This is a genomic window from Streptomyces sp. NPDC059957 (genome assembly GCF_042730015.1).
In the GTDB taxonomy this organism is placed as follows: Bacteria; Actinomycetota; Actinomycetes; order Streptomycetales; family Streptomycetaceae; genus Streptomyces.
On the sequence record NZ_JBHWMB010000046.1, the window covers coordinates 1 to 13,286 of the forward strand.

Annotated in this window: 13 protein-coding genes; 5 read left to right on the plus strand and 8 right to left on the minus strand. The window is 73.5% G+C overall.

Translation table 11 applies throughout. The features are described 5' to 3' along the window. Positions 1 to 177 precede the first annotated feature (177 nt). A complete protein-coding gene (locus ACFWBW_RS27130) occupies positions 178 to 663 on the minus strand; it encodes a VOC family protein (RefSeq protein ID WP_385377328.1) in 486 nt (161 codons plus the stop codon). A gap of 81 nt (positions 664 to 744) precedes the next feature. Here ACFWBW_RS27130 and ACFWBW_RS27135 point away from each other — a divergent pair, with 81 nt between their 5' ends. From ACFWBW_RS27135 to ACFWBW_RS27145, 3 genes are all read left to right on the plus strand, one after another. Further along, positions 745 to 1,260: a hypothetical protein gene (locus ACFWBW_RS27135; protein WP_385377331.1), complete on the plus strand. Its 516-nt coding sequence runs from the start codon at positions 745 to 747 to the stop codon at positions 1,258 to 1,260. A gap of 166 nt (positions 1,261 to 1,426) precedes the next feature. Next, positions 1,427 to 2,959: an apolipoprotein N-acyltransferase gene (lnt, locus tag ACFWBW_RS27140; RefSeq protein ID WP_385377334.1), complete on the plus strand. Its 1,533-nt coding sequence runs from the start codon at positions 1,427 to 1,429 to the stop codon at positions 2,957 to 2,959. 9 nt (positions 2,960 to 2,968) lie between these two features. Further along, complete coding sequence (locus ACFWBW_RS27145) at positions 2,969 to 3,463, plus strand: NUDIX domain-containing protein (RefSeq protein WP_385377337.1); 495 nt, start codon at positions 2,969 to 2,971, stop codon at positions 3,461 to 3,463. Positions 3,464 to 3,500: 37 nt separating this feature from the next. Here the strand turns inward: ACFWBW_RS27145 and ACFWBW_RS27150 are convergent, their stop codons facing one another. Further along, positions 3,501 to 4,325, minus strand: coding sequence for a trypsin-like serine peptidase (locus ACFWBW_RS27150; RefSeq protein ID WP_385377340.1), 825 nt, complete (start codon positions 4,323 to 4,325; stop codon positions 3,501 to 3,503). Positions 4,326 to 4,535: 210 nt separating this feature from the next. After that, complete coding sequence (locus tag ACFWBW_RS27155; RefSeq protein ID WP_385377342.1) at positions 4,536 to 6,026, minus strand: hypothetical protein; 1,491 nt, start codon at positions 6,024 to 6,026, stop codon at positions 4,536 to 4,538. 194 nt (positions 6,027 to 6,220) lie between these two features. On the opposite strand from ACFWBW_RS27155, the gene ACFWBW_RS27160 reads away from it, so the two are divergent. Together ACFWBW_RS27160 and ACFWBW_RS27165 are read left to right on the plus strand one after the other, a co-directional pair. Then, positions 6,221 to 7,510, plus strand: coding sequence for an ATP-binding protein (locus ACFWBW_RS27160; protein ID WP_243340769.1), 1,290 nt, complete (start codon positions 6,221 to 6,223; stop codon positions 7,508 to 7,510). Positions 7,511 to 7,757: 247 nt separating this feature from the next. Further along, positions 7,758 to 7,943: a DUF6191 domain-containing protein gene (locus ACFWBW_RS27165; RefSeq protein WP_385377471.1), complete on the plus strand. Its 186-nt coding sequence runs from the start codon at positions 7,758 to 7,760 to the stop codon at positions 7,941 to 7,943. Here the strand turns inward: ACFWBW_RS27165 and ACFWBW_RS27170 are convergent. From ACFWBW_RS27170 to ACFWBW_RS27190, 5 genes are all read right to left on the minus strand, one after another. Then, the gene (locus ACFWBW_RS27170; RefSeq protein ID WP_385377345.1) at positions 7,921 to 8,610 is read right to left on the minus strand and encodes a hypothetical protein; all 690 of its coding nucleotides are present in this window, start codon (positions 8,608 to 8,610) and stop codon (positions 7,921 to 7,923) included. The two genes, ACFWBW_RS27165 and ACFWBW_RS27170, sit on opposite strands and share 23 nt — an antisense overlap. Continuing rightward, positions 8,607 to 10,229 (minus strand): serine/threonine-protein kinase, encoded by a 1,623-nt coding sequence (locus ACFWBW_RS27175; protein WP_385377348.1) that lies wholly within the window; start codon positions 10,227 to 10,229, stop codon positions 8,607 to 8,609. The genes ACFWBW_RS27170 and ACFWBW_RS27175 overlap by 4 nt, the downstream gene beginning before the upstream one ends. A gap of 114 nt (positions 10,230 to 10,343) precedes the next feature. Next, positions 10,344 to 11,612, minus strand: a complete 1,269-nt coding sequence (locus ACFWBW_RS27180) for a Tm-1-like ATP-binding domain-containing protein (RefSeq protein WP_385377351.1) — start codon at positions 11,610 to 11,612, stop codon at positions 10,344 to 10,346. A 48-nt stretch (positions 11,613 to 11,660) separates the two neighbouring features. Next, positions 11,661 to 12,137, minus strand: a complete 477-nt coding sequence (locus tag ACFWBW_RS27185; RefSeq protein WP_385377354.1) for an NUDIX domain-containing protein — start codon at positions 12,135 to 12,137, stop codon at positions 11,661 to 11,663. Between the two features lie 30 nt (positions 12,138 to 12,167). After that, complete coding sequence (locus ACFWBW_RS27190; protein WP_385377357.1) at positions 12,168 to 13,235, minus strand: cation diffusion facilitator family transporter; 1,068 nt, start codon at positions 13,233 to 13,235, stop codon at positions 12,168 to 12,170. Between the last annotated feature and the right edge of the window lie 51 nt (positions 13,236 to 13,286).

Below are 13,286 nucleotides of genomic sequence, written 5' to 3' on the forward strand. Positions count from 1 at the left end.
CACACCTACAACCACCACCGCTGCCACACCGCACTGGGCGGACACCCGCCGATCAGCCGCGTCAACAACGCTGCGGGTCAATACAGCTAGGCCGTCTTTCGGATCTTGCCGGTCAGGTCCGCGTCGTCCGGTGCCGTGCCGGGCGGCGCGGGCCCGGCAAGATACGGAAGAGACGGCCTAAGGGGTACCCGTCGAGGCCAGTCGGCGGTGCGCTTCCTCCGGCGACATGTCCTCCAGGTGGGTCAGGAAGATCCACGTGTGTCCGTACGGGTCGCGCAGGTGGGCCGTCCGGTCGCCGTGGAACTGGTCCGCGGGCTCCTGCAGCACTTCCGCGCCGGCCGCCGCGGCCGTCCGGACGAGTTCGTCCACGTCCGCGACGAACACGTGCAGCGCCACCGACGTCCCGCCCAGCGCGGTCGGCGCGGTGAACCCGCCGCCGGCCGTGTCGCCGAGCATCAGCACCGCCCCGCCGATGCGCAGCTCCGCGTGCAGGACGCCGCCGCCCGGCGCGTCCAGCCGGTATTCCTCCACGGCCCCGAAGGCCCGTACGTAGAAATCCAGGGCGCCGACCGCGTCGGCCACCATGATGTGCGGCACCACCGCCGTGCGATAGCGCTCCGGGATCGTCCGCCCCGACACCTCTGCCGCCTCGTTGTCCGTCATGTCCGCGACCGTAGGACCTCAAGTGCGCTTCAGGTCAAGAGGCCGGTGGCGTCCCTGCGTAACGTGAGTACGCTGCTACACATGACGGGTCACCCACCGGGTCCGCTCTGGACGGGCCGGGCCTCCAACCGCGTGCAGTGGTTCCTCGCCGGAGCCGGTGCGGCCTGTCTCGCGCTCGGCATCGAGCTCGCCGTCGACCACGCATCGGACGCGGGCATCGTGGCGCTGCTCATGGCCGTGATCGGCTGCCTCGCCGCGGGTCTGCTCATCCTCTTCGGCACCCTCGCCTTCGTGCACGCCGCGGTCACCGTCGACGCCGAGGCCATCGAGGTGCGCTGCGGGCACATCGGGCTGCCGCGCCGCAGGATCCGGCTCACGGAGGTGGAGGCCGCCGAATACGTGCCCCGGATCACCCCGCAGCAGTGGGGCGGCTGGGGCTACCGCTGGCGTCCCGAGCGCGGCACCGCCGTCATCGTCCGGCGCGGGGAAGGGCTGGAACTCCGGCTCGGCGACGGCAAGCTCTTCACCGTCACGGTCGACGACGCGGAGAACGCCGTCCGTGTGATCCGCACCCATCTGCGCGCCCTGGCCCACTGACTCCGTCACCGGCACAGCGAGGGGACGTACACTCCGCCAGATGAGCAGCAGTGCGACCCGCGCGGCCGGGAACGATGCCGGGAACGATGCCGGAAACGGTGCGGGGAACGAACCGCAAGGGCGAGCGGAGGACGGCGCGGCGACGCCGGCGCCCGGGGCAGGGGCCGTGACGCGTTCCCCCGCGCGGCGGTGGGCCGGCCGGCCGGCGCGGCCCGGGGCCGCGGTCCTGTCCGGAGTGCTGCTCTACCTCAGCTTCCCGCCCCGCCCCCTGTGGTGGCTGGCCCCCCTCGCCCTCGCCCTGCTCGGCTGGTGCCTGTACGGGCGCCGCGCGCGGGCCGGCTTCGGCCTCGGTGTGCTGCACGGGCTCGGCTTCCTGCTGCCGCTGCTCGTCTGGACCGGCGAGGGCGTCGGCCCGGTGCCGTGGCTGGCGCTCGTCACCCTCGAATCCCTGCTGATCGGCCTCACCACCCTCGGCATCGCCCTCGTCAGCCGGCTCCCCGGCTGGCCGCTGTGGGGCGCCGCCGTCTGGATCGCCGGCGAGGCACTGCGCGCCCGGGCCCCCTTCGGCGGCTTCCCCTGGGGCAAGCTCGCCTTCGGCCAGCCCGACGGCGTCTTCCTGCCGCTCGCCGCGCTCGGCGGCACCCCGCTGCTCTCCTTCGCCGTGGCCCTGTGTGGATTCGGGCTGTACGAGGTCCTGCGCGTCGGCGCCGACACCCGTCGGGCCACCGCCGCGCTGCTCGCCGCCACCGCCGTGGCCGCCCCGCTCGCCGGTGCACTGGCGGCCAGGCCGCTGGTCTCCGACGCGGCCGAGGACGGCACCGTCGTGGCCGCGGTCATCCAGGGCAACGTCCCGCGCGCCGGGTTCGACTTCAACGCCCAGCGCCGCCAGGTCCTGGACAACCACGCCAAGCGCACGATCCAGCTCGCCGAGGACGTCAAGCTGGGCAAAGTCGCGAAGCCGGACTTCGTCGTCTGGCCGGAGAACTCCTCCGACATCGACCCGTACACCGAGCCCGATGCCTACGGAGTCATCGACAACGCGGTCAAGACCATCGGGGTGCCCGTCGCCATCGGCTCCGTGCTCGCCCCGGAGACCGGCCCGCTGCGCAACACGATGATCCTGTGGGACCCGGTCAAGGGCCCCGTGGACACCTACGACAAGCGCAAGATCCAGCCCTTCGGCGAGCGCATCCCGATGCGCTCCTTCGTCAGGCTCTTCAGTTCCGACGTGGACCGGGTGCGGCGCGACTTCGGCCCCGGCAAGGAGCCCGGGGTCTTCGACATGGCGGGCAGCGGAGTCGGCATGGTCACCTGCTACGAGGCCGCCTTCGACGACGCGGTCCGCTCCACCGTCCAGGCCGGCGCCCAGGTGATCGCGGTACCGAGCAACAACGCCACCTTCGGCCGCACCGAGATGACCTACCAGCAGCTCGCCATGGACCGGGTCCGGGCCGTGGAGCACAGCCGGACCGTACTGGTCCCCGTCACCAGCGGGGTCAGCGCCGTGATCCGCCCCGACGGCGAGATCGTGCAGCAGACGAAGCTGTTCACGGCCGACGCCCTGGTCGCCGAGATCCCGCTGCGCTCCACGCAGACGCCGGCCACCCGCTTCGGCCCGCTCGCCGAATACCTCCTGCTGGCCGTGGCCGTGGCGGGAATTGGCTGGTCGTTCGCCCGGCGTTTCGCCCGGTCCTCGTAGGGTTTGGGAATGACCACACCTGACTTCATCCGCACCCTGCGCGCCACCGCCGGCCACCAGCTGCTGCTGCTGCCCGGGGTGACCGCCGTCGTCTTCGACGACCGGGGGCGGGTCCTGCTGGGCCGGCGCGCCGACACCGGACGGTGGTCGGTCGTCGGCGGGATCGCTGAGCCGGGCGAACAGCCGGCCGACACGGCGGTCCGCGAGGTGTACGAGGAGACGGCGGTGCGGTGCGTACCGGACCGGGTGGTGCTGGTGCAGATGCTCCCGCCGATCACCTACGAGAACGGGGACGTCTGCCAGTACCAGGACATCACCTTCCGCTGCCGGGCCACCGGCGGGGAGGCGCGGGTCAACGACAACGAGTCGCTGGACGTGGGCTGGTTCGAACCGGACGCGCTGCCGGAGCCGCTGGAGTCCTTCGCGGTGGACCGGATCCGCCAGGCCCTGAAGGACGAGCCGACCTGGTTCGCGGCCCCCACCCCGGTCGGCCCCGGCAACTGACCGCCCGGCCGCGGGTACGGACGGCCCGGGCCCCGGTTCAGCCGATGCCGATGCCGATGCCGATGCCGGTGTCGATGCCGGAGGCCTCGCGGTAGAGCTCCACCGCCCGGTCGCCCATGACCGCGCTGTACGAGACCTCGGGTACGGTCCCGCCGCCCTCGTAGCCGCCGAGCACGCCCGTCAGGGCGCCCTCGGCGAGCCAGGGGCTGCCGCTGGTGCCGCCGCTCAGGTCCGGGCACTCGATGCGGCGCTGCGTGGCGGAGAACAGGGTCGTGGTGTTGGCGCAGTACAGCGGGGACCCGTCACGGCTCGGGTAGCCCACGACGGACACCGTGGCACCGGCCGGCCGCTCCGCCGCGACCGGGAAGCCGCCGACCACGTCCTCGATCTGCAGGCCGTCCGGCTGCAGGCCCTCCGGCGGGGCGACCGTCGCGAAGGCGATGTCGTCGTCGGGGTCCTCGCCGTCCGTCCAGCCCGGTGCCACGTACGGGCCGGTCAGCTTCCACAGGCCGTACGGGGCCTCGCCGTCGCGGTAGCCAGGGGCGAAGTAGGTGGTGTCCGGGCTGCCCAGGCAGTGCGCGGCGGTGACGATCACATCGCGGTCCTGGCTGCGCACCACGGACGCGGTGCAGAAATGGCCGCCGTCGAGCCCGCCCGCGAAGAGCGCGCCGACCCGCCCTGCCGTCTCGTCGGCGGCGGCCCTGAGGGTGACGCCCAGCGGCGGTCCGGCCGGCCCGTCGGGGGCGTCGACGCCGAGCAGGGCCGTCATGGTGGCCAGGGCGAGCAGGATCCGCGAAGTGCGCCGGCCACGGGCACGGGCGCGGGAGCGGCGGTCCGGTCGGGAGGGGAGGCGCTGGATCATGCTCCGAGCCTCACGGGGCAACCTGTGACCGGAACCGGGGGATCCATATGAATCCGCTGTGAATCCGGGGAGGGAGGCGGGCGAGCGCCTTCGCGGGAGGGCACCCTCCGCCGACCGGAGGCGGCGGCCCCATCGAGGTCCCCACCCCGGTGGACCGCAAGCCGGTGGACGGATAGCCGGCTGACGGATAGCCGGACGGGCGTTCCGCGGTCAGCCGCGCCGCTCGTACACCGTCACCCGGCGGCCGCGGACCTCCCGGTCCTCCACCGCGGTGAACTCCGCCCGCAGCACGGCCGCCTTCGCCCGGTCCGCCGCGGAGCCCGGTGGCTTCGACACCTTCCGCGCGTCCGTCACCAGGAGGACCCGCCGCTGCTCCCGCAGGACCGCCGAGATCCGTGCCGGGTCGGCCTCCTCGCCCTTGAGGGTGCCCGACTCCGCGGGGCCGCGGGACAGGGCGATGTCCTCCAGACCGGCGAACGCCCCGGGCGAGACCAATGCGGTGTCCCGCCGGGCCGCCGGGACGAAGAGCACCGCGTCGCCGTCCCGCTTCAGCACGGACACCTCCCCGGCCACCGCCAGTACGTCGTCCACCCGGCTGGCCGGAGACCTGTCGGCCAGCGCCACCGGCAGCAGCGCCACCGCCGAGACCGCCACCACGACCGGCACGAGCGCGCCCGACGCCTTCGGGTACCGGGGCGCGAGGGCCCGTACGGCCGCGCCCAGCGCCGCACCGATCAGCAGGGCCAGGCCCAGCATGGAGAACAGCACGTACCGGTCGAGGAACAGCGGCTGGATCAGCGAGGCGGCGGCCAGCCCCAGCAGGGGCACCGCCAGCAGCGGCAGTCCGACCGAGGCCGCCGTCAGCCGGGCCGGGTGCCCGGTGCGCGGCCCACCCCGGAGGTCCGCCCACGAGGCCAGTGCGCCGACCGTCAGCAGGACGCCCGGGCCGATCATCATGTGCCAGGTCAGCGGCGGTATCCAGGAGACCTGCCCGGACTGGGTCCGGCTGAACAGGATCAGCGGCAGCGCCCCCGCCACGGCCGCGGCCGAGGCGAGCAGCCAGGGCGCCACGACACGGCGTCCGGCCCGCGCCCACCACAGGGTCACCGCGTGGGCGGGCAGGATCAGCAGGGAGAACCAGTTCAGCAGGGCGCAGACCAGCACGAGAGCCCCGTACGCCGTCCAGCGCGGCCAGGTCCGCCGCCGTTCGTGACCGGCTTCGGGGGCCGACGCGATCAGCGAGACGAGGAGCAGGGTCGACAGTCCGGCCCCGCCCGCGATCAGCGCGTAGGACCGGCCCTCCTGGAGCTGGAACTGCACGGCCGGCAGCAGCCCGAGGGCCAGTCCGCCGCCCAGCCCGGCCCACGGGCCCGCCAGCCGGCGCCCGATCAGCGCCACACAGCCGGCGGCGACCGCCACCGCCAGCACCGAAGGGAGGCGCAGGGTGGTCGTGCTCGCCCCGAACACCTCGAAGAGCACGTGCACCAGCAGGTAGTACAGGCCGTGGACCGCGTCCACGTTCCCGAGGAGGTGCCAGATCTCAGCCGGCGAACGCTCCGCCACCTGCCAGGTCGCCGCCTCGTCCCGCCACACGCTGTTCTGCCGGGAGAGTCCCCACAATCCGAGCGCCAGGGTCCAGAGGACCGGAGCCGGCCACACGAGATACGGCCGCCGGACGGCGGTGGATATGTGGGAAGTCATGAAGGCGTACGGATCCTCGGGCATCAGTTCGGGCGGAAACCACCAGTCTATGGACGATACGGAGGGTTCCCGGACCGGGTGTTGTGCACGACGGAGCGTGATCACGGGGCCCGCCCGCCCCTAGCCTCGCGGCAACAAGGTGCGCACCAGGCACCCAGCAGGCACGCAGGAGCACGAACGAGGGGCGGTACCCGGTGAACTGGCTGATCCACGACTACCGCGAGAGCGATCTCGCGGCCGTTGTCCACCTGATCGACACCACGGCCGAACTCGGCCAGGAGTCGGTCTTCTCACTCGCCGAATGCATCAGCGCCCTCACCGACCGGCAGCCCTGCGTGGTCGCCGTCCACCAGGGCGTCCCCATCGGCGCCGCCCTCGCCTGCGTCACCGGCGAACGCGCCTGGGTCATGCGCATCGCCATCGCCGCGGGCTGGCGCGGCCGGGGCCTGGCCAGCGCGCTGCTCGTGGAGCTGGAACGGCGGCTCATCGCCGCCCGCGTCGGGCGCATCGCGTACGTCCTGCCCGAGGAGGACCTGCTCGGCGAGGGCCTGCTCAACGCCGGCTACACCCGTCAGCCCGCCGTCGCCTACTTCGAGAAGACCGAGCCGCTGCACGGACCGGCCGCCGGCCTCCTGGACGACCTCGGCGGCCGCTTCCTGCCGAACGACCTGTGGGCCAAGGTCGCCGGCATGGAGACGGAGAAGGACCTCATCGAGCGGCGCGTGGTGCTGCCGCTCGCCGAACCCGAGCGGGCCGCCGCGCACGGGGTGCGGCCGCCGCGCGCCATCACCCTCTTCGGCCCGCCCGGTACCGGCAAGACCACCTTCGCCCGGGCCATCGCCTCCCGCCTCGGCTGGCCCTTCGTGGAACTGCTGCCCTCCCGCCTCGCCGACGAGGGCAACCTCGCGGCGGCGCTGCGCGACGCGTTCGCCCGCATCGCCGAGCTGGAACGGGTGCTCGTCTTCATCGACGAGGTCGAGGAGATCGCCCCGGTGCGCACCGAACCCGCCCAGCCCGGCGGGATCCACGGGGTGACCAACGAGCTGCTCAAGCTGATACCCGGCTTCCGCGAGGGCGACGAACGGCTCCTGGTCTGCGCGACCAACTCCATCCGCTCCCTCGACCCGGCCTTCCTGCGGCCTGGCCGCTTCGACTACCTGATCCCGATCGGCACCCCGGACGCGGGCGCCCGCGCCGCGATCTGGGCCCGGTACACGGCGGGCCGTCCCGATGTGGACGTGGCGGCGCTGGTGGGGGCGAGCGAGCTGTTCACCCCGGCCGACATCGAGCACGCGGCGCGGATCGCGGCGCAGGTGTCCTTCGAGCGGGACCTGGAGGCGGTGGGCGCGCGGGGCGCGGCGGCGGCCCAGCTGGGCGCGAGCACCGAGGACTACCTGGCGGCGGTGGCGCAGTGCCGGCCGACGGTGACCCCGGCGATGACGGGGGAGTTCGCGGCGGACATCACCGCGCACGCCCGCTTCTGAAGACGGAGCGGCCTGAAGCTGCCCGCCACGGACGGGCAGGCAAGACGGCCCGCAGCCACTCCCCAAAGCGGCTGCGGGCCTCCCGCGCGGACTTGGCATCCGTGCGGGACAGCCACGTTCCGGTTGGGGTGTGTCGCCGGCTGGAACGTGGCAGCAAGGGTGCCGTGAGGGCCATCCCTGATGCCCTCGCCAACACATTCGAGTCAACCAGGGGCGGGGGTGGCGGCGCCTCGGCCGCACGGCCACGATCACCCGGCCGGAAGGACCGGTCCGCGGGCCCGGGCCGTGGGCCGAAAGGAGGACCGGGGCGGGGTACCGTGAGGACGGCGCCCCGCCCCGCTCCCGCGTCGACCTCGACGGCGGGCTCGCGGTGATCCGCATCCCCGCGCCCGGTCCCGCCCCCGCGCCCGTTACGGGCGGCAGCGGTACGTGAACTCCGCCGCGGCGGTCTGCCGTACGGGTGAGACGAGCTCCAGCTCGGCCTTCGCGGCGTAGGCGCCCGCGCCCTGGAAGGTCCACAGCAGGTGCAGCCGGGCCTCCGTCCGGCCGCTCGGGACCCGTTCGGTGAGCTGCTCCGAGCGGGTGCCGTCACTGCGCAGCCAGCGGTACGCGAGGACCCCCGGCCGCCCGTTGGTCCGTACGACGGCCACCACGTCGGCGGTGCCGTCGCAGCCGGGGCCCTTGGCGTCGGTGGTCACCGCCACGTCCCGGACCTCCAGGGCCGGGCCGTAGCGCTGCCAGCCCAGGTAGCAGAGGACCGCGACCAGGACGAGGCCCGCCAGCGTGTAGCGCCGCCATTCGCGGCGGCGCCGGCGGGGGGCCGGGCCGGGGGACAGCGGGAACGGCGCGGGGAGTGCGGCGGTCACCCCCGGTCCGAAGCGCAGTACGGATCCCTCGACCCGGTCCGGGACGGCACCCACCGGCACGTCGAACCGCGCGGTCGCGCCCGTCCGTTCGGTCGCGTCGGTCCGTTCGGTCCGGCCGGTGTCGTCGAGCCGCTCGGTCTGCTCCGTGCCCCGGGGCGGCCCGGTGATCCAGTGGCTGCCGAGCACGGTGGCGCTGTAGTCGTCGTCGCCCTGCGGTGCGTGGGGCCCGGTCATTGGGGCACCGCGCAGCGCGGGATCTGGACGGTCGCGTACGCGTACCGCTTGGGGGCGGCGGGTTCGGTGGAGGCGCGCACCGTCAGGTAGCAGCCGCTGCGCCGCGTGAAGGCGTGCTGCTGCGACAGCGAGGTCGGCGAGCCGGCGGGCGCGATGACCCGGTCGGTGCCGTCCGCGACGGCGAGGTCGTTCGGCGCATCGCCGAGGAACCACTCGAAGAGCACGGTGACGGGCCCGCCTTTGGCGTCGAGGCTCACGGTCGCTTCACCGAGCGTGGGCGAGGCTTCGAGGGTGACGGACACCGAGGACACGATCACGCTCGGGCTCGGTGTGGGCGTGGGTGTGGGCGTCGGTGTCGGTGTCGGGGATGTGGTGGGGGTCGGCGTCGGGGACGGGGGACTGCTGTACGTGGGCGTGGCGGACGCGGACACCGACGCGGACGGCGACGGCGTCGTACCGGTCGCACTCGCCGACGGGCTCGGGCTGGTGCTCCGGCTCGGAGAGGCAGACGGTGCCGGGGACGGGCCGCTGCCCGGGGAGGGCGCCGACGCGCTCGACGTCGCGAACGCGTTCAGCGCCCTCGCGCCGCCCGGCTCCGAGCCCACCGCCTGGTAGCCGAGCACGGCCACCAGCCCGAGCACGAGCGCCGCCCCCGCCGCGAGCAGACCGCGCCCGCCCGGGGCCCAGGGCGGGCGCGGCGCCGGCAGGACCGTCGTGGCCAGGGCGGTGGTGCCCTGCGCGGGGGCGCCCGCGGAGGGGAACAGCAGGGGCAGCAGGGCCGCCAGCGCGGCCAGCTTGCGCTGTCCGCGCTCCTCCCACTGGGGCCCGTACGCCGCCAGGGCCACCGCCTCCAGCTCCGCGACGAACGCGTCGGCGTTCTCGGGCCGTTGTTCGGGAGCCTTGGCCAGTCCGCGCCGGATCAGCGGGCGCACCGGCTCGGGTGCCTCGGTCTCCGGGACCGGCGCCTCGATGTGCTGGACGGCGAGCTCGGCGAAGTTCTGCCCGTCGTAGGGCTTGCGGCCGGTCAGGCATTCGAAGAAGGTCGCCGTCGCCGCGTACACGTCGGCCTCGGGCGAGGCGGGCCGGCCCTGCCACTGCTCGGGGGCCATGTAGGCGGGGGTGCCCGCCGCCCCGGGCGTGGTGCCCAGGGGGGTGGCGATTCCGAAGTCCACCAGCTTGGAGGTTCCGTTGGCAGCGACCAGGACGTTCGCCGGCTTGTAGTCCCGGTGGACCACACCGGCCCGGTGGGCGTCGGCGAGCCCCAGCAAGGAGCCCTTCAGCAGTACCAGCGCCGCCTCCGGCCCCGTCCGCCCGCACTGCTTGAGCAGGGCGTTCAGCGGGATGCCGTCCACCAGTTCCATGACGATCGCGGCGCCGCCGGGCGCCTCGACGTACTCGTACAGCCCGACCACGTACGGGGAGCGCAGGGCGCCGAGCAGTTGGGCTTCCGCCCGGAACTCCCGGACGAAGACCGGGTTCTCGAGCATCCGGTCGTTCAGGTACTTCACCGCGACGGCCGTGCCGGTGCCCTCGTGGACCGCGAGGACCACGCGGCCGCTGGCGCCCGAACCGAGCTCGCGGACCTGCGAGTAACCGGGAACCGACCACACGCCGTTCATGCCTTCCCCCCTTGCCGTGGCGTGACCGCGCCCCGGAGCCGCTCCTTCCAGGGGACCGGCCACCACCTGGGACACATTTCCGCCACGGCCGGTTCCCTGTCGGGGACGCTCGGCTCAGGCGGCTGCGGCCCGCGCTCCGATCATGGAGTGCAGCCGGTCGGCCGCCGCCCGCCCGAAGTCCGGATCGTTGATGTGGGTGTCGTAGTCGTGGATCCGGGCGGCGCTGCCCCGCAGGCCTTCGCGCAGCGCCGAGAACAGCGCCCCGTCGGCGTCGGGGTCATGGTAGGGCCCGCCCGGGACGCCGAGCGTGGACAGTCCGCGCAGCGGTACGCAGACGGCCGTGGGGCCGGTGGCCGCACGGAGTTTGGCGGCGACCCGGCGGCCCAGCTCGGCGCACTCGGCCCCGGTCGTACGGATCACCGTGATCGAGGGGTTGTGGACGTGGACCCGGCGGTGGCGGACCCGTTCGGGCAGGCTCTCCAACGGGCCGAACTTCACCATGTCCAGCGCCCCCAGGCTCACCACCTGCGGAATCCCGGCCCGCCCGGCGGCGCTGAGCCGGTCGGGCCCGGCGGTCAGGATGCCGCCGCACAGGTCGTCCGCGAGCTCGCTGAGGGTGAGGTCGAGGACCCCGGCGAAGATCCCCTGGCCGGCCAGGGTCTCCAGGGTCCGGCCGCCGCTGCCGCTGACGTGGAAGACCAGTACCTCGTAACCCAGTTCCGTCAGCCGTTCCCGGGCGGCGTCCACGCCGATCGTGGTCACGCCCGCCATGCTCGCCGCGATCAGCGGCCGGGGAGCGGGAGGAGGCCCCGAGCCCGGCCGGGGCGGCCGGCGCAGTTCCGTGGCGGAGCGCGCGTAGGCCTCGGCCATCCCGGTGACGGCCGCGACGGCATTGGCCAGGACCGGACCGGAGACGCTGTTGATCCCCGCGATGTCCACGACGCTGTACATCATGGTGATGTCCGCCGATCCGACGTACGGGGCCACGTCCCCGGACGCCATCGAGGAGACCATCACCTTCGGAACGCCCAGCGGCAGTGCGCGCATCGCCCGGGTGGCGATGGAGGTTCCGCCGCTGCCGCCCATCGCGAGTACTCCGTGCAGCCGGCCTTCGGCGTGCAGGCGTAACAGGGTCGCTTCCGCGCCCCGGGCCATCGTGGTGACGGCCGCGCCCCGGTCGGCGGCCGCGCGCAGTTCGGACAGTTCGCTTCCCGCGGCCCGCGCCACCGCTTCGCGCGGTACGTCGGCGGGAACCCGGGGCTCGTTCATGATTCCTGTGTCGACCGTGATCACTTCGACGCCGGCGCGCAGCAGCCTCTCGCGCAGCCAGCCGTACTCCACACCCTTGGTGTCCAGGGTTCCCACCAGCACGACGTTCGTCATATGTGCAATGTCCATGCAAGTGGGGTTTGTTGGCAAGTGAAGGCGAGGTCAATCCTCGTTCTCCAGGACGTCCAACAGCCGTTCCAGGAAAGGAATCTGAGATACCACCAGCTTGGTTCTGGCCACCCGTGGAGCGAACCACTCCACCCGGTCCAGCTCGGGGAACTCCTGCGTCCGCCCCGATTTCGGCGGCCACTCCATGGTGAAGGTGCCGGGCACCGCGAGGGCCGGATCCAGGTCCGCCCGCACCGCCCAGATCGTCACCAGCTTCCCGCCGATCATCCGCACCTCGCCCAGCGGCAGGTACGGACCCTCCGGCGGCGGCAGCCCGATCTCCTCCTCGAACTCCCGGCGGGCCGCGTCGCGCGGGGTCTCCTCCGGGCCGTACTCGCCCTTCGGGATCGACCAGGCACCCGCGTCACGGCGCTCCCAGAGAGGGCCGCCCATGTGGCCGAGCAGGATTTGCACCCCGGCTCCGGTGCGATGGCGGAACAGGAGCAGTCCGGCGCTGCGTTTCGCGGTCATGGCCCCATCCCTACCCCGTCCGGGCGAGACTCAGTGGTCGTGCGGGCCCTGGCGGTGGACCGGGCCGTGGGCGTCCGCGCAGTGGGGGTCGGCCCGGTCCTCGCCCGGGCGGCCGACCGTGAGGAGGGAGTCCTGGGCGTGGTCCACCTGGAGGGTGGTGTGCGTGATCCCGTACTCCTTCGCCAGCAGGGCCTCCAGGTCCCGGCGCACGGCGTGGCAATCGCCCTCCGGGGCCACCAGCACGTGCGCGGAGAGCGCGGCCTGTCCGGAGGTGATGGTCCAGATGTGCAGGTCGTGGACCTCGGTGACCGGGGGCTGCCCGACCAGGCGGTCGCCGACCGTGTCCGGGTCCACGTGGGCCGGGGCGGCCTCCAGCAGGATCCGGCCGGACTCGCGGACCAGTCCGTAGCCCGCCTTGACCATCAGGACGACCACGACGAGCGAGGCGATCGAGTCGGCCTGCCGGAAGCCGGTGGTGAGCACGATCAGACCGGCGACGGCGGTGCCGATGAAGGCGAACAGGTCGTTGAGGATGTGCTGGTAGGCGCCCTCCACCGCGAGCGAGGTGCGGTTCGCCTTCGAGATGCACCAGGCCGCCACGATGTTGACGACGATGCCCGCGAGCGCCGTCACCAGCACCAACCCGCCCTCCACGGGCGGCGGGTCGAGCAGCCGCCGTACGGCTTCGTACGCCAGCCAGACCGCCAGCAGCAGCAGGGTGAGGCCGTTGGCCTGGGCGGAAAGTATCTCCGCGCGCTTGAGGCCGTACGTGAACCCACCGCGCGCCGGCCGGGCGGCCAGCCGCATCGCGATCAGTGCGAGGACGATCGAGACGGCGTCCGTCAGCATGTGCGCGGCGTCGGAGATCAGGGCCAGGGAGTGCGCCAGGACACCGATGACCACCTCGATGGCCATGAAGCCGGTGATCAGGCCGAGGGCGATGCCGAGCCAGCGCCGGTCCGCGTCGGCGGCGACACCGTGACTGTGACCCCCGTGTCCGTGACCTTCGGGGCCCGCGTGACCTTCGTGGCCGGCGGTGCCGTGGTCGTGCGGCGCGTGGGGGTGGGGTGGGTGGTCGTGGGTGTCCCGGGTCTCCAAAGGGCAACACGGCGGAGCACCCAGACCGTCCTCCTTAACTCAAGAGAGAGG

What these genes read in the sequence shown, in the direction of transcription:
- ACFWBW_RS27130 (WP_385377328.1), bottom strand. Translation starts at nt 663, where the DNA reads ATGACGGACAACGAGGCGGCAGAGGTGTCGGGGCGGACGATCCCGGAG.
- ACFWBW_RS27155 (WP_385377342.1), bottom strand. Translation starts at nt 6,026, where the DNA reads ATGACTTCCCACATATCCACCGCCGTCCGGCGGCCGTATCTCGTGTGG.
- ACFWBW_RS27180 (WP_385377351.1), bottom strand. Translation starts at nt 11,612, where the DNA reads ATGACGAACGTCGTGCTGGTGGGAACCCTGGACACCAAGGGTGTGGAG.
- ACFWBW_RS27175 (WP_385377348.1), bottom strand. Translation starts at nt 10,229, where the DNA reads ATGAACGGCGTGTGGTCGGTTCCCGGTTACTCGCAGGTCCGCGAGCTC.
- ACFWBW_RS27170 (WP_385377345.1), bottom strand. Translation starts at nt 8,610, where the DNA reads ATGACCGGGCCCCACGCACCGCAGGGCGACGACGACTACAGCGCCACC.
- ACFWBW_RS27150 (WP_385377340.1), bottom strand. Translation starts at nt 4,325, where the DNA reads ATGATCCAGCGCCTCCCCTCCCGACCGGACCGCCGCTCCCGCGCCCGT.
- ACFWBW_RS27145 (WP_385377337.1), top strand. Translation starts at nt 2,969, where the DNA reads ATGACCACACCTGACTTCATCCGCACCCTGCGCGCCACCGCCGGCCAC.
- ACFWBW_RS27185 (WP_385377354.1), bottom strand. Translation starts at nt 12,137, where the DNA reads ATGACCGCGAAACGCAGCGCCGGACTGCTCCTGTTCCGCCATCGCACC.
- ACFWBW_RS27135 (WP_385377331.1), top strand. Translation starts at nt 745, where the DNA reads ATGACGGGTCACCCACCGGGTCCGCTCTGGACGGGCCGGGCCTCCAAC.